19 protein-coding genes and 1 tRNA gene are annotated in these 24,232 nt (G+C 61.5%); 9 read left to right on the top strand and 11 right to left on the bottom strand.

Going from position 1 to position 24,232, the window contains the following annotated elements; all coding sequences use genetic code 11:
• Positions 1–100 precede the first annotated feature (100 nt).
• The 8 genes from rpoD to C6W91_RS11400 form a co-directional block, all read right to left on the bottom strand.
• The gene (rpoD, locus tag C6W91_RS11435; protein WP_065270913.1) at positions 101–2,095 is read right to left on the bottom strand and encodes an RNA polymerase sigma factor RpoD; all 1,995 of its coding nucleotides are present in this window, start codon (positions 2,093–2,095) and stop codon (positions 101–103) included.
• A gap of 132 nt (positions 2,096–2,227) precedes the next feature.
• The gene (dnaG, locus tag C6W91_RS11430; protein WP_274836025.1) at positions 2,228–4,225 is read right to left on the bottom strand and encodes a DNA primase; all 1,998 of its coding nucleotides are present in this window, start codon (positions 4,223–4,225) and stop codon (positions 2,228–2,230) included.
• Position 4,226: 1 nt separating this feature from the next.
• Positions 4,227–4,589 (bottom strand): hypothetical protein, encoded by a 363-nt coding sequence (locus tag C6W91_RS11425; RefSeq protein WP_370570835.1) that lies wholly within the window; start codon positions 4,587–4,589, stop codon positions 4,227–4,229.
• Positions 4,590–4,626: 37 nt separating this feature from the next.
• Complete coding sequence (locus C6W91_RS11420; protein WP_370570834.1) at positions 4,627–5,172, bottom strand: sarcosine oxidase subunit gamma; 546 nt, start codon at positions 5,170–5,172, stop codon at positions 4,627–4,629.
• Positions 5,165–8,110, bottom strand: coding sequence for a sarcosine oxidase subunit alpha family protein (locus C6W91_RS11415; RefSeq protein ID WP_370570871.1), 2,946 nt, complete (start codon positions 8,108–8,110; stop codon positions 5,165–5,167). The genes C6W91_RS11420 and C6W91_RS11415 overlap by 8 nt, the downstream gene beginning before the upstream one ends.
• 2 nt (positions 8,111–8,112) lie before the next feature.
• Positions 8,113–8,382: a sarcosine oxidase subunit delta gene (locus C6W91_RS11410; RefSeq protein ID WP_065270917.1), complete on the bottom strand. Its 270-nt coding sequence runs from the start codon at positions 8,380–8,382 to the stop codon at positions 8,113–8,115.
• A gap of 72 nt (positions 8,383–8,454) precedes the next feature.
• Complete coding sequence (locus tag C6W91_RS11405; protein WP_065270918.1) at positions 8,455–9,708, bottom strand: sarcosine oxidase subunit beta family protein; 1,254 nt, start codon at positions 9,706–9,708, stop codon at positions 8,455–8,457.
• Between the two features lie 317 nt (positions 9,709–10,025).
• On the bottom strand, positions 10,026–11,456 hold the full coding sequence (locus tag C6W91_RS11400) for a Glu/Leu/Phe/Val dehydrogenase (RefSeq protein WP_065270919.1): 1,431 nt from the start codon (positions 11,454–11,456) through the stop codon (positions 10,026–10,028).
• A 342-nt stretch (positions 11,457–11,798) separates the two neighbouring features.
• Between C6W91_RS11400 and C6W91_RS11395 the strand changes: the two genes are divergently transcribed.
• The 3 genes from C6W91_RS11395 to C6W91_RS11385 are packed head-to-tail and all read left to right on the top strand — an operon-like array spanning position 11,799 to position 14,581.
• Positions 11,799–13,448, top strand: coding sequence for a pilus assembly protein TadG-related protein (locus C6W91_RS11395; protein ID WP_370570833.1), 1,650 nt, complete (start codon positions 11,799–11,801; stop codon positions 13,446–13,448).
• Between the two features lie 8 nt (positions 13,449–13,456).
• The gene (locus tag C6W91_RS11390; RefSeq protein WP_274838323.1) at positions 13,457–13,981 is read left to right on the top strand and encodes a TadE/TadG family type IV pilus assembly protein; all 525 of its coding nucleotides are present in this window, start codon (positions 13,457–13,459) and stop codon (positions 13,979–13,981) included.
• A 3-nt stretch (positions 13,982–13,984) separates the two neighbouring features.
• Complete coding sequence (locus C6W91_RS11385; RefSeq protein WP_274832402.1) at positions 13,985–14,581, top strand: TadE/TadG family type IV pilus assembly protein; 597 nt, start codon at positions 13,985–13,987, stop codon at positions 14,579–14,581.
• A 70-nt stretch (positions 14,582–14,651) separates the two neighbouring features.
• Here C6W91_RS11385 and C6W91_RS11380 read toward each other — a convergent pair whose 3' ends face one another.
• Positions 14,652–15,143, bottom strand: coding sequence for a hypothetical protein (locus tag C6W91_RS11380; RefSeq protein ID WP_370570832.1), 492 nt, complete (start codon positions 15,141–15,143; stop codon positions 14,652–14,654).
• Positions 15,144–15,337: 194 nt separating this feature from the next.
• On the opposite strand from C6W91_RS11380, the gene C6W91_RS11375 reads away from it, so the two are divergent.
• Positions 15,338–16,249 carry a pirin family protein gene (locus tag C6W91_RS11375; RefSeq protein ID WP_065270924.1) on the top strand — a complete coding sequence of 304 codons (912 nt, stop codon included), beginning with the start codon at positions 15,338–15,340 and terminating at the stop codon, positions 16,247–16,249.
• Positions 16,250–16,302: 53 nt separating this feature from the next.
• On the opposite strand, the gene C6W91_RS11370 is transcribed toward C6W91_RS11375, so the two are convergent.
• Entirely contained in the window at positions 16,303–16,890 is a 588-nt protein-coding gene (locus C6W91_RS11370) for a TetR/AcrR family transcriptional regulator (protein ID WP_370570831.1), read from the bottom strand.
• Positions 16,891–17,020: 130 nt separating this feature from the next.
• Between C6W91_RS11370 and C6W91_RS11365 the strand changes: the two genes are divergently transcribed.
• The 5 genes from C6W91_RS11365 to C6W91_RS11345 all read left to right on the top strand — a co-directional run bounded on the left by C6W91_RS11365 (position 17,021) and on the right by C6W91_RS11345 (position 21,873).
• Positions 17,021–17,287 carry a hypothetical protein gene (locus tag C6W91_RS11365; protein WP_274832399.1) on the top strand — a complete coding sequence of 89 codons (267 nt, stop codon included), beginning with the start codon at positions 17,021–17,023 and terminating at the stop codon, positions 17,285–17,287.
• Positions 17,288–17,422: 135 nt separating this feature from the next.
• Positions 17,423–18,709: a homoserine dehydrogenase gene (locus C6W91_RS11360; RefSeq protein WP_370570829.1), complete on the top strand. Its 1,287-nt coding sequence runs from the start codon at positions 17,423–17,425 to the stop codon at positions 18,707–18,709.
• Between the two features lie 155 nt (positions 18,710–18,864).
• A complete protein-coding gene (gene glpX, locus C6W91_RS11355; protein WP_274836032.1) occupies positions 18,865–19,848 on the top strand; it encodes a class II fructose-bisphosphatase in 984 nt (327 codons plus the stop codon).
• A 106-nt stretch (positions 19,849–19,954) separates the two neighbouring features.
• Entirely contained in the window at positions 19,955–21,700 is a 1,746-nt protein-coding gene (recJ, locus tag C6W91_RS11350; RefSeq protein WP_370570828.1) for a single-stranded-DNA-specific exonuclease RecJ, read from the top strand.
• Between the two features lie 98 nt (positions 21,701–21,798).
• Positions 21,799–21,873: transfer RNA gene (locus C6W91_RS11345), tRNA-Glu, on the top strand.
• Positions 21,874–22,123: 250 nt separating this feature from the next.
• Here C6W91_RS11345 and C6W91_RS11340 read toward each other — a convergent pair.
• Positions 22,124–24,232 (bottom strand): calcium-binding protein (locus C6W91_RS11340; protein WP_370570827.1); only part of this gene is annotated, 2,109 nt, incomplete at its 5' end.

The following is a 24,232-nucleotide window of genomic DNA, read 5'->3' as shown; positions in this document are numbered from 1 at the left end:
TGCGCAGGCCCGTCGCCCTTCCCGCGAGATGCCTGCACGGGAAGGGCATTCAACGCCTTTCGGAAGAAAGAAAAAGGCGCCGTGAGGGGCGCCTTTTTGATCACTGGTCGAGGAAGCTGCGCAGCTTGCGGCTGCGGCTGGGATGTTTGAGCTTCCGCAGCGCTTTCGCTTCGATCTGACGGATCCGTTCGCGGGTCACGCTGAACTGTTGACCGACCTCTTCGAGCGTGTGGTCGGTGTTCATGCCAATGCCAAAACGCATCCGCAGAACCCGTTCCTCGCGCGGGGTGAGCGAGGCCAGAACCCGGGTGGTGGTTTCCTTGAGGTTTTCCTGAATGGCGCTGTCCAGGGGCAGCACCGCGTTCTTGTCCTCGATGAAATCGCCCAGCTGGCTGTCTTCCTCGTCCCCGATCGGGGTTTCGAGGCTGATCGGCTCCTTGGCGATCTTCATCACCTTGCGGACCTTCTCAAGCGGCATCTGCAGCTTTTCAGCCAGTTCTTCCGGCGTCGGCTCGCGGCCGATTTCGTGCAGCATCTGACGGCCTGTGCGGACCAGCTTGTTGATCGTCTCGATCATGTGGACCGGAATACGGATGGTGCGCGCCTGATCCGCGATACTGCGGGTGATCGCCTGACGGATCCACCATGTGGCGTAGGTCGAGAACTTGTAGCCGCGGCGGTATTCGAACTTGTCCACCGCCTTCATCAGGCCGATGTTGCCTTCCTGGATGAGGTCGAGGAACTGCAGGCCGCGGTTGGTGTACTTCTTCGCGATGGAGATAACGAGACGCAGGTTCGCCTCGACCATTTCCTTCTTGGCCTGACGCGCCTCTTTTTCACCCTTCTGCACCTGCTGCACAATGCGGCGGAACTCGCTGATATCGAGACCGACATACTGGCCGACCTGCGCCATGTCAGCGCGCAGTTCTTCCACCTTGTCGGTGGAGCGTTCGATGAACATCTGCCAGCCCCGCCCCGGTTTCGCGGACATATCCGCCAGCCAGTTCGGATCCAGCTCGCGGCCACGGTATTCCTCAACGAATTCGCGACGGTTGATACGGGCCTGGTCAGCTAGCTTCACCATGGCGCTATCGATCTGCATCACGCGGCGGTTGATGCCGTAAAGCTGGTCGATCAGGGCTTCGATACGGTTGTTGTGCAGGTGCAGACCATTCACCAGTTCCACGATCTCGGACCGCAGCTGTTGGTAGGTCTTTTCGTCCTGCGCGCTGAACGATCCGTCCTCATTCAGAGTGGCCGAAATCCGGCTGTCCTGCATTTCGCTCAGCTGAGCGTAATCCGAGGAGATCTGCTCCAGCGTGGTCAGCACGCGATCCTTGAGTGCGGCCTCCATCGCGGCCAAGGACATGTTGGCCTGTTCGTCCTCGTCATCGTCGTCATCGCTGGCAATCGGGTTGCCGTCGGCGTCGAGTTCGGGCCCCTTGTCTTCCTTGGCGGGTTTGGCGGCATCGGACACCGCACCGGTGTTCACCACCGGTTCGGCAACTTCGCCCTCTTCGTCCATCTGGTTGCCAAAGGTGGCCTCCAGATCGATGACGTCGCGCAGCAGAATATCTTCGGACAGAAGTTCGTCGTGCCAGATGGTGATCGCCTGGAAGGTCAGTGGGCTCTCGCAAAGCCCCAGGATCATCGTATTCCGGCCGGCTTCGATCCGCTTGGCGATGGCGATCTCGCCTTCGCGGCTCAGCAGTTCGACAGAGCCCATTTCACGCAGGTACATGCGGACCGGGTCATCGGTGCGGTCCAGTTTTTCCGCTGCCGCCCCGGCCACCGCAACCTCACGGTTGGATTCGGTCGTCACCAGTTCGGTCGAGCCTTTGTTCTGCTCTTCCTCTTCGGCCTCTTCGTCCTCGATGATATTGATGCCCATTTCGGAGAGCATCGACATCACGTCCTCGATCTGTTCCGAGCTGACCTGATCCGGCGGCAGGACCTGATTGAGCTGATCGTAGGTGATGTAACCCTTCTCGCGGGCCTCCGCGATCATCTTCTTGACCTGGGCCTGGCTCATGTCCAGAGAGATTTCGGCTTCCTGATCGTCAGGTTTGCGGTCGTCGGTGTCTTTGGCGGCCATTCAATGCTCCTCTAAGAGGCTGGGGCGATTCGGGTATCGCGAATCATTAGCGCGAACTTCTGATTCGTCACCCCGTTTACCCAATTTTCTTTCGCTCTTCCTTAGGAAAACACCCTTTTGTCGAAAGGTGTGTCATTTCTCGGAAAAGCCGATTCGGTCCAGAAGGGCGCCAAATGCATCGCGTTCCTCGCGATCCAGACGGGCGCCGTTCTCGCCAACGTCATATTGTGCCCTGTCTTCATTTTCACTTCGCACGGCCCTGTTCCGCGCCTCGGCGGCCTGCTTCAACCGCCAAGTCAAAGCCTCGTCCGCAAGACCGCTCAGGTCCTCCTCCGCCTCGGCCAGTTCCGCGTCCAGCCCGCGCAGAGCTTCGAGTTTCGGGAACTCTTCGGCCAGTGTCAGCCGGGCAGCCTCAGCATCGCCGGGTTTGCGCAGGCAGGGGATAATTGCCACATGGCGAAGGGCAAAGAGATTTTCAAGAGCGTGCGGGCCTAGGCTGTATTCGATTTCTTCTTTCAGCCGCTCCGGTGCGTCGATGCCATAGCGCAGGACCATGTCGCGCAGGGCCGCCAAATCCGGATCGGTGCACAGCATCCGCTCCAGATTGGTTTCGAACTCATGGACCACCGCAGGGGTGGTGATCACGGTGGCCAGAATGACAGCTTCGCGCGCTCGTGCCAGGCCTGCCTCGTCCGATCCGGCCAGCAGCGAGCTGCGGGTGCTGGCCAGTGGGGTTAGAACCGCTCCCGGTCCGCGCCAAGGGGGTCGCGCTCCGTCGCGAAAACCGCGTCCGCCCTTGGGGCTGCTGCCCGTCGGGGAAAACCCTTCGCTGCGCTGCGGACGGTTGCCGCGGAACAGCTGCCAGCGCAACTCCTTGATATCCTCGCCATAGTGCTGGCGGATGGAGGGATCGCGGATCAGTCGGATCTTTTCGCGCAGCGCCTTGTCCAGCGCCGCCTTGCGTTCGGGGCTGTCGAAAACACGCCCTTCGGTTTCGCGCTGCCACAGGAGTTTCACCATCGGCATCGCCTGATCCAGCACGGCCTGCACCGCGGCGGGGCCTTCGCTGCGGATCATGTCGTCGGGATCCTTGCCCTCCGGCATGATCGCAAAACGCAGGGATTTCCCAGCCTCGAGACGCGGCAGCGCCAGATCGATCAGCCGCATGGCCGCGCGGATACCCGCCTTGTCGCCATCAAGTGCGATCACCGGCTCATCCGACATCCGCCACAGCATCTGCAGCTGATTTTCGGTAATCGCCGTGCCCAGCGGCGCCACGCAGGAAGCAAAGCCGCCTTCGGACAAAGCGATCACATCCATATAGCCTTCGGCCACGATCAGTGGCGTGTCCCGCCCAGCGGCGGCGCGGGCAGGACCGTGATTGTAAAGGCTGCGCCCCTTGTCAAAGAGCTCGGTCTCGGGAGAGTTCAGGTATTTGGCGTTGTCGTTAGGGTCCATCGCCCGCCCGCCAAATGCAATCGCCCGTCCCCGCGCATCGCGGATCGGGAACATGATCCGGTTGCGGAAGGTGTCATAGGGTTTGCCGCCCTTGCTTGAGGGCTTGGCAAGCCCAGCCGCCATGATCAGGTCCTCGGGCACGCTTTTGCCGCGCAGGTGATCCCAAAGCCCCTGCCAGCCATCCGGAGCAAAGCCGATCTGCCAGCGCTCCAACGCCTCCCCGGTCAATCCGCGCCCCGCCAGATAGGCGCGCGCGGCGGTGCCACCTTGGGTGTTCAGCTGCAGGCGGAAGAACTGCACCGCCTGCTCCATCACTTCGGCCAGCTGGCTGCGGCGGTCCTGTTTCTGCTGCGCCTGCGGATCGCGCCGGGGCATCTCCATGCCCGCCTCCCCCGCGAGGATCTCGACCGCCTCCATGAAACCGACGTTTTCGGTTTCCTGCACGAATTTCAGCGCATCACCTTTGGCCTGACAGCCAAAGCAATAGTAAAAGCCCTTGCGGTCATCGACGTGGAAACTGGCGGATTTTTCGTGATGAAACGGACAGGGCGCCCACATGTCGCCCTTGCCCATGTTGGATTTGCGCTGATCCCACATGACCTTGCGCCCGACGACAGCGGTCAGGCTGGTCCGGGTACGCAATTCATCCAGAAAACCGGGCGGCAGAGACATGTCAGTTCGATTGCAGTTGTTTTTTCATCGCCTGAATCTGATCCCAGTTTTCCAGGCACTGCTCTTCAAAGGTGGCGCCAAGGTCCACCTTGCGCAGATCACGGCGCTTCAATGAGTAGACATGCGCGGTCAGCTGCGGGATCGCCTTGGAATACTGTTCCGGCCAGTCGGGATTGTCCGCCAGAATCGTCTGTTCCACCTTTTCCTGCCGCACCCGGTCCATCCGCGCCTGCTGCACGGCGGCCATCACCTGCCCTTGATACTTGCAGCTTTCCTCTTTGTTTTCATCTGCATAGGCGGGCGCAGAAAGGAGGGCAGCCACAATGGCTGCGACAGGGGTCGCGACGGGAAGAATGCGGATCATAGATACGCTCCGGGAATCAGTTGGTGATCCCGGAAGACTACCCCCGCGCGGCGACGGCTTCCATGGCTGTTTTCAGATCGTGCACCAGTGTCGCCGCAAGCGAGCGGAACACCATGATCTGGAAACTGTCCGAGCCAATGCGCGTGACCGAGGCCATCATGTGACGCAATTCGGTGCGCGCCGTGTGGCCGCGCTTAAAGCTCTGCGCGCGCAGATCGATAGGACACAGCCGGGCCAGGACCCCTTCAGCCCCTGCCCCTTCAAGCCGCACCACGGCCCAGGCATCGCTTTGATCCGTCAGCGCAGCATGGTCGGCCAGCGTCGGATCTGGCTGAGGCCCGGCCAGCAGCGCCATGTTCCGGCCAAACCAGATCGCGCGGCTGCCCGCCTTGCCGGTGCTGCGTCCCGGCGCTGGCAGTTTCATGCCATGGGCGGCCTCAAGCGCCGCCTCCAATGCCTGATCCTTACCGTTGAACACCGCGATGGTGGTCAGATGGCCAAGATCCTCTTCGCTCAGCTTCAGGGCGCCAACGGTGACCGGCAGCAGACCGTCACAGGGGCTTTTTGCAGTCAGTTCAGCCACGGGCACGCTCTCCTTCCGGGTCATAGAATTGCGGTTCAACCACTTCGCACAGGGTGTCGATGCCACGCATGTGATCGACCAGACGCACGGTATCGCCGATCCGTTTCGCGCCCTTCGTCAGGAAGGCCAGTGCAATGGAATGCCCCAGCGTGGGCGAGAACCCGGCCGAGGTGACATAGCCCTGATCGTGCACCCGCTCGACCGGATCCTCGGGATTGAACAGATGCGCCCCAGCGGTCAACTGCTTGACCGCGCCGACGGGTTTGAGGCCGACCATCTGCATACGATCCTCTGCCATCAACCCTTCGCGCTGGGACATGGGCTTGCCAAAGAAATCCTTCTTTTTCGACATCATGCCCTGCAGCCCAAGGTCAAAGGCGGTCACGGTGCCATTGATCTCGGCATGGGTGATAAAGCCCTTTTCGATCCTGAGGACATTCAGCGCCTCCATGCCGTAGGCGCCACCGCCTGCAGCCTCGGCACGTGAGACCAGCTCGCGAAACAGGGCATCGCCATAGCGGGCCGGAACCGCCAGTTCATAGGCTTCCTCGCCGCTGAAGGAGATGCGGAACAGCCGCCCCGCAACGCCCATCACCGAAACCTCACCACAGGCCATGAAAGGCCAGCTTTCACTGTCGATCTCATTGTCGAGAAGACCATTCAACAGCGCCCGCGCCTTGGGTCCGGCAACGGCGAACTGCGCCCATTGTTCGGTGACCGAGGCGATGTGCACATCCCAATCGGGGCGCAGGACCTGCATCACATATTCCAGATGCGCCATCACCTGACCGGCACCAGAGGTGGTGCTGGTCATCACGAAATGCTCGTCACCCAGCCGCGCGGTGGTGCCATCGTCCATGACAAATCCGTCTTCGCGCAGCATCAGGCCATAGCGGGTGCGCCCGACCTTCAGGGTAGAGAACATGTTGGTATAGACGAAATCCAACAGCTTGCCCGCGTCGGGGCCCTGAATGTCGATCTTGCCCAGGGTCGACACATCGCAGATGCCCACATGATTGCGCACATAGGTGACTTCGCGGTCGCAGGACTGGCGCCAGTTCGTCTCCCCGTGTTTCGGGAAATAAGCGGCCCGGTACCACAGGCCGACTTCCAACTGATGCGCGCCACGTTCATCGCTTGCCTGATGCGAGGTCAGGTGGCGCTGCGGCTTGAAGCCCTGCCCCTCGGCCCCCGCGCCCATGGCACCGATGCTGACCGGCACGAAAGGCGGACGGAAGGTGGTTGTGCCGGTTTCAGGGATGCTGCGCCCAGTAGCATCAGCCAGTACCGCCAGCGCCGCCACGTTCGAATTCTTGCCCTGATCCGTCGCCATACCTTGGGTGGTGTAGCGTTTCATATGCTCGACCGAGCGGAAGTTCTCCCCGGCGGCCTGTTTCACATCCTTGACGGTAACGTCGTTCTGGAAATCGAGCCAGGCGCGCCCCTTGCCCGGCACCGCCCACAAGGGGGTGATGCGATAGGGATCATCCTCGGCCTGCGGCAGATCCGCAGAGACCACCTTGAGGCCCAGCGCCGCAAGCGCAGTACTTGCCGCTGCAGCGCCTTCGCGCAGGGCACCGGCAGTGGAGAACTCGCCATTGCAGGCCCCCGCTGTCACCAGACCCGGCACGCTGCCCTCGCGCGGCACAAAGGCGGCGATATCTCGGCGCCAGACCGGGCGGGCATTCAGATGGCAGGTCAGATGCACCGACGGGTTCCAGCCGCCCGACATGGCGAGGCAATCTGTCTGGATCTTTTCCTCACCGGCGACAGAACGCACTGTGATATTTTCCAGCCGCTTGCGCCCGCCTGCATCACAGACCTGCGCGCCCTTCATTACCGGGAAGAGATCACTTCCCGGCGCATCGTGGCGGCTGTCGATCAGCGCCGCTACATGCACGCCTGCCTGCGCCAGATCACGGGCGGTGCGGTGCGCATCGTCGTTATTGGCAAAGATGGTAACCCGCTCCCCCGGGGCAACGCCCCAGCGGTTGAGGTAGGCCCGCACCGCGCTGGCGGTCATGATGCCGGGGCGGTCGTTGTTGCGGAAGGCAACCGGACGCTCGATCGCGCCGGCCGCCAGTACCGCGTGTTTGGCAGCAATACGCCAGAAACATTCGCGGGGCAGATGGCATTCCTTCAGCGAATGACGGCGCGGCATGTGGTGGGCGACACGCTCCAGCGCGCCATAGGTGCCCTGATCATAGGCGCCGGTCACTGCAGTGCGCGGCATCAGGCGCACATTGTCCATCTCCGACAGCTCTTTCAAAGCGTCCTTTGCCCATAGGTGGGCAGGCTTGCCGTCGATGTCTTCCTGTTCTGCCAGAAGACGCCCGCCCATGCGGCTGTCCTCTTCGGCCAGGATCACATCGGCACCCGCGCGCCCCGCCACCAACGCCGCCATCAGACCCGCAGGCCCCGATCCGATCACCAGAAGATCGCAGAAGGCATAGGCCTTTTCGTAGCAATCCGGATCGGCCGCGCCGCTGAGTGCACCAAGCCCCGCCGCGCGGCGGATCATCGGCTCATACAGCTTTTCCCAGAAGGCTGCCGGCCACATGAAAGTCTTGTAGTAGAACCCCGCGCCCAGGAACGGCGCCGCCAGATCATTGACCGCCATCAGGTCGGTCTCGACCGAAGGCCAGCAATTCTGACTGCTGGCGCTCAGCCCTTCGAACAGCTCCTGCGTGGTGGCCCGCACATTGGGATCGGCGAATTCGCCGCTGCCCACCGTGACCAGCGCGTTCGGCTCCTCGCTGCCAGCCGTGAGGATGCCACGCGGGCGGTGGTATTTGAACGACCGGCCCACCAGATGCACCCCATTGGCCAGCAAGGCCGAGGCCAGCGTGTCGCCTTCGAGCCCCATCATGTGGCGACCGTTGAAAGAGAAGGTGACCGGCTTTGCGCCTTCAACCAGCCCCTTGCCGGGCAATCTCATGCTCATGCCGCACCTCCCAGACCCGCGTCCGAGGCCAGTGTCACCTCAAGGATCTCATGGCTTGCGGTATTGCGCAGCACCTTCAGCCAGGCACCGCAGCCCATTTCGTGATACCAAAGCTCTTCCAGCGGGCCTGCCGGGTTTTCCCGCAGGTTCACGTGCTGGTGCCAGACGTCCAGATCCGCATCCGCAGCGGGCTGCTCCAGCGCCGCACCGCGATAGTAGAATTCGCGGCGGTCCCGCTCTCCGCAATTCGGGCAGGTGATCCTCATGACTGCCGCTCTCCCGTGGTTCTGATCCGTATTCCGTTCATCTGTGTTGCCGCTGTTCTGCGCGTCGCGGGGTCAATGCAGGTTATGCTGAGCACCGGTCCCCTCCTCATCCATGAGCCCGACGCCGGTACGGAACCGGTCCAGTTTGAACCGGGTTGCCGCCCCATGCGGGCGGTCGGTGGCAATAAGATGCGCGTAGACATTGCCGGAGCCCGGCGTTGCCTTGAAGCCGCCATAGCACCAGCCGCAATTGAGATAGAGCCCGTCGATGGGCGAATGGTCGATGATGGGCGATCCGTCCGGCGTCATATCCATGATGCCGCCCCAGCTGCGCAAGAGCCGCGCCTTGCCCACAGCGGGCACCATGGCCATGCAGGTTTCCATGGTGTGCTCCACCATCGGCAGGTTCCCCCGCGCCGCATAAGAGCTGTAGAAATCAAGGTAGCTGCCAAAGACCAGCCCGCCCTTGTCGGACTGGCTGATATAAAGGTGCCCCTCGGCAAAGGTGATGACGTTGTCGATGATCGGCTTCACCCCTTCGGAAACGAAGGCCTGCAAGACGTGGCTTTCGATCGGCAGGGTCAGCCCCGCCATTGCCGCCACCTGACCGGAGCGCCCGGCAGCAGCCATCGCGACCTTCTTGGCCCGGATCGGCCCGCGCGCGGTCTGCACCCCCGTGACGCGTCCGTTTTCAACGTCGATGCCGGTGACTTCGCAGTTCTGGATCAGATCGACCCCGCGCATGTCGGCGCCACGGGCAAAGCCCCAGGCCACCGCATCGTGGCGCGCAGTGCCGGCCCGGCGCTGCAGCAGGCCGCCCATGATCGGAAAGCGGTTGTTGTCGAAGTTGAGAAAAGGCGCCATGCGGCGCACGCCTTCGCGGTCCAGAAGTTCCGCATCGTCCCCCTGATTGACGATGGAGTTGCCCCGCCGAACGATGGCATCGCGCTGGCCGTCGTTGTGAAACAGGTTGATGATCCCGCGCTGCGACATCATCGCGTTATAGTTCAGCTCCTGCTCCAGGCTTTCCCACAGGCGCAGGGAGTGAGAGTAGAATTCGGAGTTGCCCGGAAGGTAGTAGTTGGCGCGCACGATGGTGGTGTTGCGCCCTACGTTGCCACCGCCGATATAACCACGCTCCAGCACCGCGACGTTGGTAATACCGTGCTCAGCGGCCAGATAGTAAGCCGTCGCCAGACCGTGGCCACCGCCGCCGATGATGATCACATCATATTCGCGCTTGGGCTCGGGATCGCGCCAATGCGGACGCCAGCCCTTGTTGCCGGTCAGCCCTTCCTTCAGCACCCGCCAACCCGAAAACCGCATCTGTGACCTCCACCTTTCAGTCCCGCCCTCGCTGCGCATGTATGGCGCCGCAGGCTCTATCGTAGTGCTAGCGATTTTACCGGGCGGCTCCTACCCCTTTTTCGACAGAAAGCCCCGGAACCGCGCATCGCACTGGCCGCAATGCACCCTTTCTGGGCAGGTCTGTCTAGTCCTCAATACGACAGATCGTGACGCAACTGGACCAAGGTGCAAATTCCCACACTGCCGTGGCCGCATCAGTAAGCCCTCCACACACAGAAACGGCGGGCACAGGGCCCGCCGCAAGATTGCGATCAGCTGTTTGCGAGAAATGCCCCTTACAGCCCCTTGGCGCGGTAGCTGGCTGCGACTTTTTCGATCGAGACCAGATAAGCGGCAGTGCGCAGGTCCATCACGTCGTCGCGGTCATGCCAGACCTCGCGCATCGACTGGTAGGCGATACGCATGGTATCATCGAGGCCGGAACGCACCAGCTCAAGCTCATCGGCACCGCGCAGATACCTCTGTTTGAAATCCGGGCTTGGCGACCAAGTCTTGCCCAGCGCCTCGCTCAGGCTCTCCATCTGGTCCACCACCAGTTGGTGACGCGCCTCTTCCTGACGGCGCTGCATACGGCCAAAGCGGATGTGGCTGAGGTTCTTGACCCATTCAAAGTAAGAGACCGTCACGCCGCCCGCGTTGGCGTACATGTCAGGAATGATCACCGTACCCTTGTCGCGCAGCACCTCATCCGCACCGGCGGTGACCGGGCCATTGGCCGCCTCAATGATCAGCGGCGCCTTGATGCGGGCGGCGTTGGACATGTTGATGACACCTTCCAGCGCCGCCGGGATCAGGATGTCGCAGTCCTGCTCCAAAAGCGCGGCACCATCGGCGGTATGGGTGGCGTCGGGATACCCGGAGATGCCGCCATGTTTGACGATCCAGTTACGCACGGCCTCCACGTCCAGCCCCTCTTCGCGGTGCAGGGCACCGTCGCGTTCGATGATCCCGGTAATGAGGGCACCATCTTCCTCGCTCAGAAACTTGGCGGCGTGATAGCCCACGTTGCCAAGGCCCTGCACAATGACGCGCTTGCCATCGAGGGTGCCCGACAGGCCCGCCTTGGCAATATCCTCGGGGTGGCGGAAGAACTCCCGCAGGGCGTATTGCACGCCGCGCCCCGTTGCTTCGACCCGGCCAGCGATCCCGCCAGCATTGAGGGGCTTGCCGGTGACGCAGGCACGAGAGTTGATATCGGTGGTGTTCATGCGCGCATACTGGTCGGCAATCCAGGCCATTTCGCGTTCACCGGTGCCCATGTCGGGCGCCGGAACGTTCTGGCTGGGGTGGATCAGATCGCGTTTCGCCAACTCATAGGCAAAACGGCGGGTGATCAGCTCCAGCTCGTGCTCTTCGTATTCGCGCGGATCGATGCACAGACCGCCCTTAGAGCCACCAAAGGGCGCTTCGACCAGGGCGCATTTATAGGTCATCAGCGCCGCCAGCGCCTCGACCTCGTCCTGATTGACGCCCATGGCATAGCGGATACCGCCCTTGACCGGCTCCATATGTTCGGAATGCACCGAGCGATAGCCGGTGAAGGTATGGATTTTGCCGCGCAGGCGCACGCCAAACCGCACCGTGTAGGTCGCGTTGCAAACCCGGATCTTTTCCTCAAGCCCCGGCGGCAGGTCCATGATGGAGACCGCCCGGTTGAACATCAAATCGACGCTCTCGCGGAAACTGGGTTCGTTCTGGCTGCTCATGCTCGCTTCTCCGTGCTTTATTGCGCGACTCGTGATGAAACTTAAGGCAACTCTATGCACGGATGTTTAAGGCATGCGACCTTTTTGACCATTCCCATCCAAAAGAATCATCTTCGCAACTTTTGGTCAGCGATTCGCTCTTTGGTCTAACCGGCACTTTTTCCCAAACCGAAACAATCTACTGCCCCTCACCTAGCATTGATTAAGCGGGTGGTAACAATTGTTAAGGTTTTACCCCTGTCGTGCCCCATTTCCGCCATCTTCCCCAAGCAATCATAAACGCCAGCCACCAAAATCCGAAGACCGTCGTCCGAAACAGAACGGGCATAGGGGATGTGTAATATGAGTGTGCGTCGCAGAGCCGCAAAAGATATCAGTAAGGACGTCCTGACCCGGCAGATGGCCCGGATGCGCGCCTTTGCACGGGATGACAGCGGGGCCATGGCCGCGCCAACCATTTTCTTCTTTCTGGCCATGCTGGCCGTTGGCGGCATCGGCATCGACCTGATGCGGATGGAGCGCGACCGGACGGTTCTACAGTACACTCTGGATCGCGCGGTGCTGGCGGCTGCCGATCTGGACCAGCCACTGGCCCCCGAAGTGGTGGTGCAGGATTACCTGAGCAAAGCCGGAATGGAAGAATACTATCAACCGCCTGAGGTGTCGCAGGGGCTCGGCTACAAGAGTGTCGAAAGCACAATCAACACGACCTTCAATGCCCACCTGCTGAAGTTCTCTGGTGGCGGTGACATGCCGATGTACGCCAATTCGCGCGCCGAAGAGACCATCGGCAGCGTAGAGATTTCCATGGTGCTGGATATCTCCGGCTCGATGAACTCGAACCGGCGGCTGATCAACCTCAAGTCCGCCGCGCATAGTTTCATCGATCAGATCACCCAGAACACCAACACCGACAACCTGTCGATCTCGATCATTCCCTATGCCACCCAAGTCAACGCGGGCGAAGCGCTTCTGAGCAAGTACAACGCAGGCTTCGATGACCTTCCTGCAAGCGAATGGAACTACTCGCACTGCGTGAACTTCGTCTACGATCAATACGCCAAGACAACGCTGGACCCGGCCGAGCGGCTGGAGCGCACAGCGCATTTCGACCCGTTCACCTATTCTGAGAACATGATCGCCCGCCCGGTCTGCCCGACACGTGACGGATCGGCCATCCTGCCGTTCACCAACGATCCGACCACCCTGCACAATTACATCGACGGGCTGACAGCCTGGGGCAATACCTCGATCGACATCGGCATGAAATGGGGCTCTGCCCTGCTGGACCCGACCGCGCGGCCGGTTGTCAACTCACTGATTGACGATGGCGAGATCGAAGCGCAGTTTCTGAACCGTCCGACCGAGTATAACAGCGGCGACACGCTGAAGATCATCATTCTGATGTCCGACGGCGAGAACACAAACCAATACATGATCAACCCTTCGCGCCGCAGCACCATGTCGGATGTCTGGTACAACGCTGAAACTGGGCGCTACTCCGTTTACCACTCCAATGGCACGAAAAGTTACTACTGGCCGCACAAGAACGACTGGTACGATCACCCCTACGGTAACGGCACCCAAACCGTATGTGATAACAGCTATCCGTACGAATGCGTGGCAGTGGACGAGCCCGGCACCGCCGTACAACTGAAATACCACGAGCTTTTTGCACGGGCCTCGCTCGCATGGAACGCGCGCTACAACTACGAGTTCAGTTCCAGCGCCTGGGCAGACTGGTATAATGCCGGAACGTATTTCCACAATCGCGTAGCCAAAGACCAGCACACCAAGAATATCTGCGACCGCACCCGGGACAAGGGCGTGATGATCTACACCGTCGGCTTCGAAGCGCCCCGCAACGGGACCCGCGTGCTGGAAGACTGCGCCAGCTCGCCCGCACATTTCTTTGATGTGGACGGACTGGAAATCTCCGAGGCCTTTGCCTCGATCGCCACCTCCATCCGCCAGCTGAGGCTGACCCAATGATCCGCCACATGCATACCGCCCTTACGCGTTTCCGCCGTCAGGACGACGGCAGCGCCACGCTGGAATTCGCCATCATCATCCCGGCTTTCCTGATGATCCTGATGTCCACCGTTGAGCTGGGTCTGGTCAATATCCGCCAGTCGCAGCTGGAGCGGGCACTGGATCAGACGGTACGCGAGCTGCGCCTTTCAACGGGCGAACCGGCGCAACATGACGCAATCCGCGACCGTGTATGCGCCCTGTCGGGCTTCATCGAGAATTGTGCCACCTCCCTGCGTCTGGAGATGGTCAGCCAGGATCCCTTTAACTGGACCGGCATCAACCCCGAACCCGACTGCGTCAGCCGCATCGAAGACGTGCAGCCAGTGCGCACATTCACAAACGGGCAGTCCAACGAGCTGATGCTGATCCGCGCCTGCATGAAATTCCGTCCGATTTTCTCCGATTGGGGGTTGGGCGGAGATCTGGGCAAGGATGCGGACGGGCGTGTCAGCCTTTTTGCCGCGTCAGCCTTCGTTCAGGAACCGAGGTAAGCCATGTTCAAAGCCCTGCGTCACCGCCTGAAATCCTTCTGTCGCGACAGCGAAGGCTCGGTCTCGGTTGAATTCGCGCTTTATGCGCCGCTTCTTCTGGGAACCTTTGCGGCCTTTTACACCTTCTTTGATGCCTTCCGGCAGGAAAGCATGAACCTGAAGGCGGCCTACACGATCTCAGACCTGATCTCGCGCGAGACCAATTACATCAACGACACCTATCTGGACAGTATGTACGCCATGGCCGGGCTGCTGATCCGCGGTGACAGCTCGCTTGGAATGCGGGTATCTGTCGTGCGCTGGGATGAAGCAGACCAAAGCTATTACGTGGACTGGTCCAAAGTGCGCGGTGGTGGCTACGAGGAATGGACCGATGCCACCATCCATCTGGTTAAGGACGATCTGCCGTCGATGCCCGATCAGGAGCGCGTGATCCTGGTGGAAACCAACAACACAGTGGAACCGGCCTTCCGCATCGGCATTCCGACGATGGACATCAACAATTTCGTCTTCACCCGCCCGCGTTTTGCGCCGCAGGTCGTCTTTGTCGAAGACAAGGCCAACGGCAACAGCCATAACGACAATTCGATGGGCCTCTGAACCCGCCCCTGGCCGGAACGGGTTAGTCAGATAACAACAGGAGAGAACGCGTCGCTCTGTGTCAGCGCGCTCAGCCCTCTAGGTCAGCACCCAAATCGCGCCGGGCGATCATGGCCGCCAGGATTTCCGACATAGCCTTGCTTTGCGAGCCCGGCGTCACCCCACCAATCCCGATCCGGCGCCCCATGCGCCACCAGAGGCCTGGCATCCAGGCGCGGGAACCCGGGGTTTTCCGGCGCATCAGAAACCCGTTCGAAGGCTTGAAGGCGAAAAAACCACGATCGATGGTTTCGATATCCGCAACCCGTGCAATCTCGGTCCCGTCCGTGCAGCGCAACACCTCTTCAGTCAGCTCGATCCGATAGGCCGTCGCCTGCCACATGCGCACCGCCAGCCACAGGGCGGCGCAGCCAACCACCAGAAGAAACACCAGCCAGGCTGCCGAGGGCGGCGTGGAAAAGGCCACGTAGATCAGGATGACGCCTACCGAAGCCAGCATCCCTACTCCCATGACACGCCGCGGGCCGGATGCCTCGATCTTTGCTACCACCTCGTCATTCATGCGCCTGCCTCCTGCACTGTGCTGACGCGCGGCATAGCCTGAAATGGCGCAGGCGAACAGCCCTGCGATGCAATGCGACCCTCGGCGGGCCGGTATTGCGCATTTGCGCACAGTGCCTCTCCCACCATCGTGATTTGCGGGCAGCCCAAACCCCTCTATCTGTACATCAAAGCGAAAAGGCCAGGAGACTCCAAATGTCCATCAGACCGATTGTCGAGACCCGCAACGCCATGCCGACCATGGAAGGAGCCGGTGTAAAGCTGCACAGGGCCTTTGGATTTCATGACCCCAGCGAACTGGATCCGTTCCTGCTGTTCGATGACTTCCGCAATGAGCACCCGCAGGACTATATGCGCGGCTTTCCCTGGCACCCCCACCGCGGGATCGAGACCATCACCTATGTGCTCTCCGGCACCGTGGAGCACGGCGACTCGCTGGGCAACACCGGCACGCTGGGCGCCGGTGACGTGCAATGGATGACCGCGGGATCCGGCATCCTGCACCAGGAGATGCCCAAGGGAAACATCAACGGCCAGATGCACGGCTTCCAATTGTGGGGCAACCTGCCCTCCAGCCAAAAGATGACCGATCCGCGCTACCAGGATGTCGAAGGCAAGGAGATCCCCGAGATCATCGACGATGACGGCACCCGCGTCAAAGTCATCGTAGGAGAGTTCTGGGGCAAGACCGGCCCGGTGGATGGCATCGCCGCAGACCCGCAGTATCTCGATATCTTTGTGCCTGCCGGGGTCAAGAAGACCTTCAAGATCGACACCTACCGCCGCGCCTTTGCCTATATCTTCGAAGGTCAAGGCGCCTTTGTGGATGCATCCCGCCCACAGGGTGTTCTGTTGGAAAAAGAAGTGGCAGGCGAAGAACTGCACATTCGCGACATGTCTGGCGACCGCACGCTGGTGCGTTTTGGCACTGGCGAAGAGATCACCGTTCAGGCCGGTCCCGAAGGTCTGCGCTTCCTGCTGATTTCCGGCGCGCCGATCGAAGAGCCGGTGGCCTGGCATGGCCCGATCGTGATGAATACCCAGGCCGAGCTGCGTCAGGCCTTCCGCGATCTGAACAACGGCACCTTCATCAAACCGGCGCACTAAGCCCGGCCCCTACCCTGCCTCCGATCCATCCGGGGGCAGGCCAAACCGGTGGATCAGGCCGCGACGGCCTTGCGCACCATATCCCAGTAGATCGTCTCGACCTCCTGCAACGACAGGCGGCCGCCGGTGCGATACCAAGTCATGACACCATTCAGCATCGCGATCACCGCCAACGTTGCGATCTTGGTGTCAGGGATCCGGAACACACCCTCCTCCACGCCTTGCTTCAGCACCGCCTCTAGCGCGTCCTCATAGTTGCGGCGCATGGTTTCGATGACGGCGAAGTTCTCATCTGACAGGTTGCGCAGCTCCATGTAGGCGATGAAGACAGCATCTGGCCGCTCCATATGGAAGCGAATGTGAAAGCGCACGAAACGTTCCAACTCCCCCAGCGCGTCCTCCACCGCTGGATCCGCCTGCCAAGCCGCCATCAACTCACTCATGTGGCGCTGCATCAGGCTGAACAGCAGGCTTTGCTTGTCCGGCGTATAGTTATATAGCGCCCCGGCCTGCACCCCGACCTCCGCCGCGATCTGGCGCATCGACACGGCGGCGTAACCATGCTGTGCAAACAGCCGCAGCGCCGCCGACTGAATGCGCGGGCCGGTGATATCGGAGTGTGAGCCTTGAGTACGTGCCATGCGCTCAAAGCTAACTGAACATTTGTTCAGATAAAAGCCCCGCTTGTGCCCTTGTCTGCAATTGTGCATCAAGGAGGCGCGCGTAAGCGAGAAGGACCCGCCTGATGCTTCAACTCTCCGTGAACCGATGATGCCTCTGCGCCTTACCCATATCTCCCTTCTCGGCCTGCTGTCTGCAGCCATCGCGGTTGCGGCCTGTACCCGGGTGCCGGAAATCGAGGACAGACTGTCGCCGGATATGCGCTCGGCCAGTTATCCGCCGCTCCTGCCCGTAGACCAGTTGGTTACCCCTCTGCCGGTCCCCGAAGAGCAAAGCAGCGATCTGGAGCAGGAGATGGCGGCCCGCACCGCGCGCCTGCAGGCCCGGGCAGAAGAGCTCAGGAAAGCGCAGAACTGAGCCATTTGCGCCTCTGACGCCACCCTTTCCATTTTCTGATACCGCTTTCCGGCGCCACTCGGTCCGGCGCCGTTGCACCGCTGCGCCGAACCCGCTAAGGCGGGGCAAAGATTATGTGACAAAGGATCTCCAGCTATGACAGAGCCGCTTCGCCTTGGGATTGCAGGTTTGGGCACGGTCGGCGTCGGCGTGGTAAGAATCATCCGCCGCCAGGCCGAACTGCTGGAGGCGCGCACAGGCCGCCCTGTTGTGATCACCGCTGTATCAGCCCGTGACGCGGCCAAGGACCGCGGCGTTTCGCTGTCCTCCTATGCCTGGGAAACCGATCCCGTGGCGCTGGCAAAACGCGACGATATAGACGTTTTTGTCGAACTGATGGGCGGCCACGAAGGCGCTGCCAAAGAGGCGACCGAGGCGGCGCTGGCCGCTGGCAAGGACGTTGTCACCGCAAACAAGGCGCTGCTGGCGATCCACGGTCAGGCTCTGGCCGAACAGGCCGAGGCCGCAGGCCGCGTGATCCGTTTCGAAGCCGCCGTCGCAGGCGGTATCCCGGTGATCAAATCCCTGACCGAGGGCCTTGCCGGCAACGAAATCACCCGCGTCATGGGCGTGATGAACGGTACCTGCAACTACATCCTGACCCGGATGGAGCATTCCGGCCTGCCTTATGAAACGGTCTTCAAGGAAGCCGACGATCTGGGTTACCTCGAAGCCGACCCGACGCTGGACGTGGGCGGCATCGACGCCGGGCATAAACTCGCCCTGCTTGCCGCGATCGCCTTTGGCACCAAACCGGCCTTTGACGACGTGCAACTGGAAGGCATCCAGCGGATCGCCATCGAAGACATCCGCCACGCCGCCGACATGGGCTTTAGGATCAAGCTTCTGGGCGTCGCGCAGACCTCGGCCCGCGGGCTGGAACAGCGCATGGCCCCCTGCCTGGTGCCCGCGAATTCGCCGCTGGGACAGCTGGAAGGTGGCACCAACATGGTGGTGATCGACGGCGATGCCGTCGATCAGATCGTACTGCGCGGCCCCGGTGCCGGCGAAGGTCCGACCGCCAGCGCCGTGCTCGGCGATATCTGCGATATCGCGCGGGGTCTGCGCATTGCTACCTTTGGTCAGCCTGCCGCCACCCTGCAGGAGGCACCCTCGGCCATGTCCGGCCTGCCCGCGCCCTATTATCTGCGCATGGCGCTTCAGGACAAACCCGGTGCCCTGGCCAAGGTTGCCGCGGCGCTTGGCGATGCTGGCGTATCTATCGACCGGATGCGCCAGTACGGCCATTCCGAAACAATCGCCCCGGTTCTGATCGTGACCCACAAATGCACCAGCGCCATGTTGGACGATGCCCTTGCCGGTCTGGCAGCCACCGGCGTCGTCGATGGCTCGCCTGTGGCCCTGCGTATCGAAGAACTCTGAGGCGACGCCCTGCCCTCATCCAGAAGGCAGAACCATGAAATACCGCGCGGAATGGCCACGGAACTGGTGCAATCCGCGCGATCATCCCTTGCCCGCAGCGCCCTGCGCGGGGTATCGACAAGCAACCCATACGGATTGACACAGGATTATTGAGTATGACCTCGACCAGCTCTGACGCCCCCTTTCACGACCGCATGCTGTCTCTGGGCCTGGCCCGGGTCGCCGAACAGGCCGCACTGGCCTCTGCCTCGCTGATCGGGCGCGGCGACGAAAAAGCTGCCGACCAGGCCGCCGTGAACGCCATGCGTGAACAGCTGAACCTCCTGGACATCGCAGGCGTCGTCGTCATCGGCGAAGGGGAACGGGACGAGGCTCCGATGCTGTTCATCGGCGAAGAGGTCGGCACCGGCAATGGTCCTGGCGTGGACATCGCGTTGGACCCGCTTGAAGGCACCACCCTGACCGCCAAGGACATGCCCAACGCACTGACCGTGATCGCCATGGGTCCGCGCGGCTCAATGCTGCACGCGCCCGACACCTATATGGACAAGCTGGCCATCGGCCCGGGCTACCCCGAAGGCGTTGTCTCGCTAGATATGTCGCCGCGTGAACGGGTCGAGGCGCTGGCCAAGGCCAAAGGCTGCGCGCCGTCGGACATCACCGTCTGCATTCTGGAACGCCCCCGCCACGAAGCGATGATCGCCGAAGTCCGTGAAACCGGCGCTTCGATCCGCCTGATTACCGATGGTGACGTGGCCGGCGTCATGCATTGCGCCGAATCCGAAGTGACCGGCATCGACATGTACATGGGCCAAGGCGGCGCCCCCGAGGGCGTTCTGGCCGCTGCGGCGCTGAAATGCATGGGTGGTCAGATCTTTGGCCGTCTGCTGTTCCGCAACGATGACGAAAAGGGCCGCGCCGCCAAAGCTGGCATCACCGACCTGGACCGCATCTACACCCGTGACGAGATGGTCACCCAGGACGTGATCTTTGCCGCGACAGGCGTTACCGGCGGCTCGCTGCTGCCGCGCATCAAGCGCGAGCCGGGCTGGCTGGAAACCACCACCCTGCTGATGCGGTCGAAAACCGGTTCGGTCCGCCGCATGTCCTACCGCACCCCGGTTGAGGCACAGGGCTGATCCAGCCAACTGTCAGGCCCGAGCACAGCGGCGCGACGGCTCGGTCGGATTAAACTTTCAAAGGGCCGGGTCCGCAGGGCCCGGCCTTCCTGCATGGGAGAGATGCGTGAGCTTTCTAGGGGTTGAACAGTCACTCACCGGACGGCGCTGGCTGGGTCCGGGCATCGATCTGGAACGCGCAGCCGAGGCCATGGCACAGCAAACGGGCCTGCCCGCCGCCGTCTGTCAGGTCCTCGCCCGGCGCGGCGTTCCCGCCCATGAGGCAACCGGCTTCCTGACCCCCGCGTTGAAGGACCTGCTGCCCGATCCCCGGCGCATGAAGGACATGGAAACAGCCGCCGCCCGGTTCCTGGAGGCGGTCGAACAACGCCAGCGCATCGCCATCTTTGCCGATTACGACGTCGACGGCGGCAGCTCTGCGGCGCTTCTCTTGGTCTGGCTGCGGGCCATGGGGCAGGATGCAACACTCTATATCCCTGACCGTATCGACGAGGGTTACGGCCCCAACGACGCGGCCATGTCAGCACTGGCGCGCGATCACGATCTGATCGTCTGCGTCGATTGCGGCACGCTGTCCCATGGACCGATCGCAGCGGCCAAGGACGCCGATGTGATCGTTCTGGACCACCACCTTGGCGGCGAAACCCTGCCCGACTGCGTGGCGGTCGTGAACCCCAACCGGCAGGATGAGGACGGCGATCTGGGCTATTTCTGCGCTGCAGGCGTGGTGTTTCTGATGCTGGTCGAGGTGCGACGGCAGGCCCGGGAAAAGGGTCTTGGCACCGGGCCGGACCTGATGGCCCTTCTGGATCTTGTCGCCCTTGCCACGGTGGCGGATGTGGCGCCGCTGATCGGCGCCAACCGGGCGCTGGTGCGTCAGGGGCTCAAGGTCATGGCGGCGCGCAAACGCGTGGGCCTGGTGGCGCTGGCCGATGTCAGCCGCATGGATTCGGCGCCCTCCACCTATCATCTTGGCTTTCTGCTGGGACCGCGGGTCAATGCCGGCGGGCGCATCGGCAAGGCGGATCTGGGCGCGCGGCTTCTGGCCAGCGACAATCCGCACGAGGCCGCAGCGCTGGCCGAACGCCTTGACCAGCTCAATACCGAACGCCGCGACATCGAAAACGCCGTGCGCGCTGCCGCGCTGGAGCAGGCGGAGGCGCGTGGACTGGACGCACCGCTGGTCTGGGCTGCAGGCGAAGGCTGGCACCCGGGCGTTGTCGGCATCGTTGCCTCGCGCCTGAAAGAGGCCGCAGGCCGCCCGGCGGTGGTCATCGGTCTGGACGGAGACGAGGGCAAGGGATCGGGTCGCTCGGTCAGCGGCATAGATCTGGGCGCAGCGATCCAGCGGCTAGCCAACGAGGGCCAATTGATCAAGGGCGGTGGGCACAAGATGGCCGCCGGTCTGACCGTCGCGCGGGATAGACTCGAAGAGGCCATGGCGCGGCTGGGCGATCTGCTGGCGAAACAAGGCGCCGGGGACCTTGGCCCTGCCGATGTGAAACTCGACGGGATGCTGATGCCCGGTGCTGCCTCGGTCAGCCTGATCGAGCAGATCGAACAGGCCGGCCCCTTTGGCGCTGGCGCCCCTGCCCCGCGCTATGCCTTTCCCGATCTTGAGGTCCGTTTTGCCAAACGGGTCGGGGAATCGCATCTGAAACTGTCACTGAGCGACGGGCTGAGCAGCGGCATCGACGCCATCTGCTTCGGCGCCTTCGACACTGCTCTGGGTCCCCGGCTGCTGGATCACGGCGGCGCCCGGTTCCACTTTGCCGGACGGCTGGAGATCAACACATGGGGCGGTCGCCAAAGCCCGCAATTGCGCCTGGAGGACGCCGCACCAGCGTCCTGACGGGCGCTTGTTCCGACAGGGAAATATTTTCGCTGAAACCCCGTTTTTTCGCTTGCGGCAACTGACGGGAATATCTAAACACCGCTCACACACAGAGTGGCCCGTTCGTCTATCGGTTAGGACGCCAGGTTTTCAACCTGGAAAGAGGGGTTCGATTCCCCTACGGGCTGCCACTTTTCCATTTCTGAATAGCACAATTTACCGCCTGGTTTGCCGTGGTATTCACTGATTTGCGTCCAACTGCGTTCAGATCCACATGTGCGTAGTTCTGGCTATCACAAAGCCACGTCAGGACCTCTTCAGTCCCTGACGATCTCTGGGCCGCGACGATGTCGGTCCCGGCGGCCAATTCAGGCATTCCAAAAGAGAAACGGCCGCAAACCCAAAGGTCCACGGCCGCTTCCAATCACTATCTGTTCAGGCTTACGCCAGGATCAGCGTATCGTCAAAGACCAGTGTCTCGATGCTGGTCAGAGTATCGACATCACCCGTGGCAATCTCGGTGACTTCCCAGGAGCAGGATCCGTTGTCCACAATGGTGAAGTCGGCTTCGACCCCGTCAAACTTGGCCCGGTCATCACCCAAGCCACCGTCGAGCACATCGCTGCCACTGTTGAACAGGAAGATATCATCACCGCCTTCACCGTAAATGGTATCCACTCCCAGGCCGCCGTTCAGAATGTCGGCACCGGTACCACCTTTCAGCAAATCGTCTCCCGCACCGCCACTAAGACGGTCATTCTGCCTACCGCCATCAAGGACATCACCTCCGAAACCACCGCGTAGGGTGTCTTCACCCAGACGCCCAACCAGTTTGTCAGCCCCATCATTGCCAATCAGATAATCAGCGCCTTGCAGACCAATCAGTTTGTTGTCAGCAGCATCGCCGGTGAGCTGGTCGTCAAGCATAGAGCCCGTTACGTCTTCAATGTTGCGCAGCACGTCCCCTTCTGCATCGCCGCCCTGTGCCGTTCCCGCATCAAGGTCGATCAACACGCCTGCCGCAGATTCGTCATAGGACGCCTGATCAGTTCCGTCTCCACCATTCAGCGTGTCAGCACCTTCGCCACCGATCAGAACATCCTGACCATCCCGGCCGCGGATCAGGTCGTCTCCGCCGCCACCGGTCAGGGTGTTGTCTGCGTCGTCCGAACCAATCAGAGTATCCGCAGCCCCGGAGCCGATGATGTTTTCGATTTCGGTCAGGGTATCGCCGTTCGCCTTGCCCCCGTCACCTGTGCCGTCTTCAAGGTTGACAGTCACACCATTGACGGAAGTCGCATAGGTCGCCGTATCAATACCTGTACCACCGATCAGCACATCTGCACCGATACCACCGTCAAGCAAGTCATCACCTGCACCACCGTCAAGCGAATCGTCACCCCGGTTGCCAATGAGTTCATCGTCACCACCAAGTCCCAAGATCGTGTCGTTGCCAGCCAAACCGATCAGAACGTTATTGAAATCATCGCCAACGATATAATCGCCATCCAGAGTTCCGGTCACGGCTGTATCGCTGCTGCGGTTGATCAGCAGGAAATCTTCCAATTCCAGCTCGGAGGTGACGCCGCTCAGCGTTGCGATCTCATAATCGCCGAGGCTGACGTGCAAACCGTCACCTTCGACGCTTTGCGATACCACATCTTTGAAGTTGACGTCGGTGACGCTGAGATCAATCAGTCCCAGAACATCCTCTCCCTGCTGGAAGTCGGTGACAGTGCTGCTGACGATCTTCGAATAGTCGTTGGTGACACCATAGGACAGAACGAACAGGTCATCGCCGTCATCGCCGGTCATGGTGTTGCCGCCCTGGCCGACCAGAGTGTCATCCCCGGCGGAACCGGAAACACCTACACCCTTGCCGTTGATGGTCACTTCTTCATAGCTCATGATCAGCTGGGTGTCATAAAGCGTCGCAGGCTTGATATCGCCTTTGACGTAGAAGGCCACGTCGAAATTGTTGGTCATGTTGAGACCGTTGATCGACACCGAACCCGCGTTGTTCTGCCAGCCAGCACTGATCGCCAGCGGCGATACGGGGAATTCCCAGTCCAGAAGGTTGATCACGGTCTGGGTGTCTTCGCCGACTTCGTATTTCACCTGATCGTTGGTGGTCGGCGGCTCCAGGCTCGGGTCGGTCGGAATGACGACGCTGGGCAGATCCTGACCGTATTTATCCGGCTGCAGGCGCCAGCGCGGCCCGACGATGTACTCGGTGCCATCTTCATTCAGCACCGCCTCAAAAGGCTCGCGATCCATGGTGGTGTACCAGGCGTTGGTATAGCCCTCTTCCAGATCTTCCGACATGGCGCCGATCTGATCTAGGGTCGAGCCTTGCGCCGCCGCAGCTAGCGCCGGATCTTTCAGAACGGTGCCTGCCGGATAAAGCGTGCCATCACCGCCATAGTAGTCATCGGTGGTAACCCATTTGCCATCCTCAAGGATTTCATAGGTGGGCAGCTGGCCAAGGGAATGTCCCGATCGATGTTGAAAAGCGTTTCGGGCGACGCTGCGGATTTCATGGTTATGCGG

Origin of the sequence: Phaeobacter sp. SYSU ZJ3003, assembly GCF_041300735.1 — a bacterium.
In the GTDB taxonomy this organism is placed as follows: domain Bacteria; phylum Pseudomonadota; class Alphaproteobacteria; order Rhodobacterales; family Rhodobacteraceae; genus Phycobacter; species Phycobacter gallaeciensis_A.
This window is presented reverse-complemented; position numbering and strand designations above follow the sequence as displayed.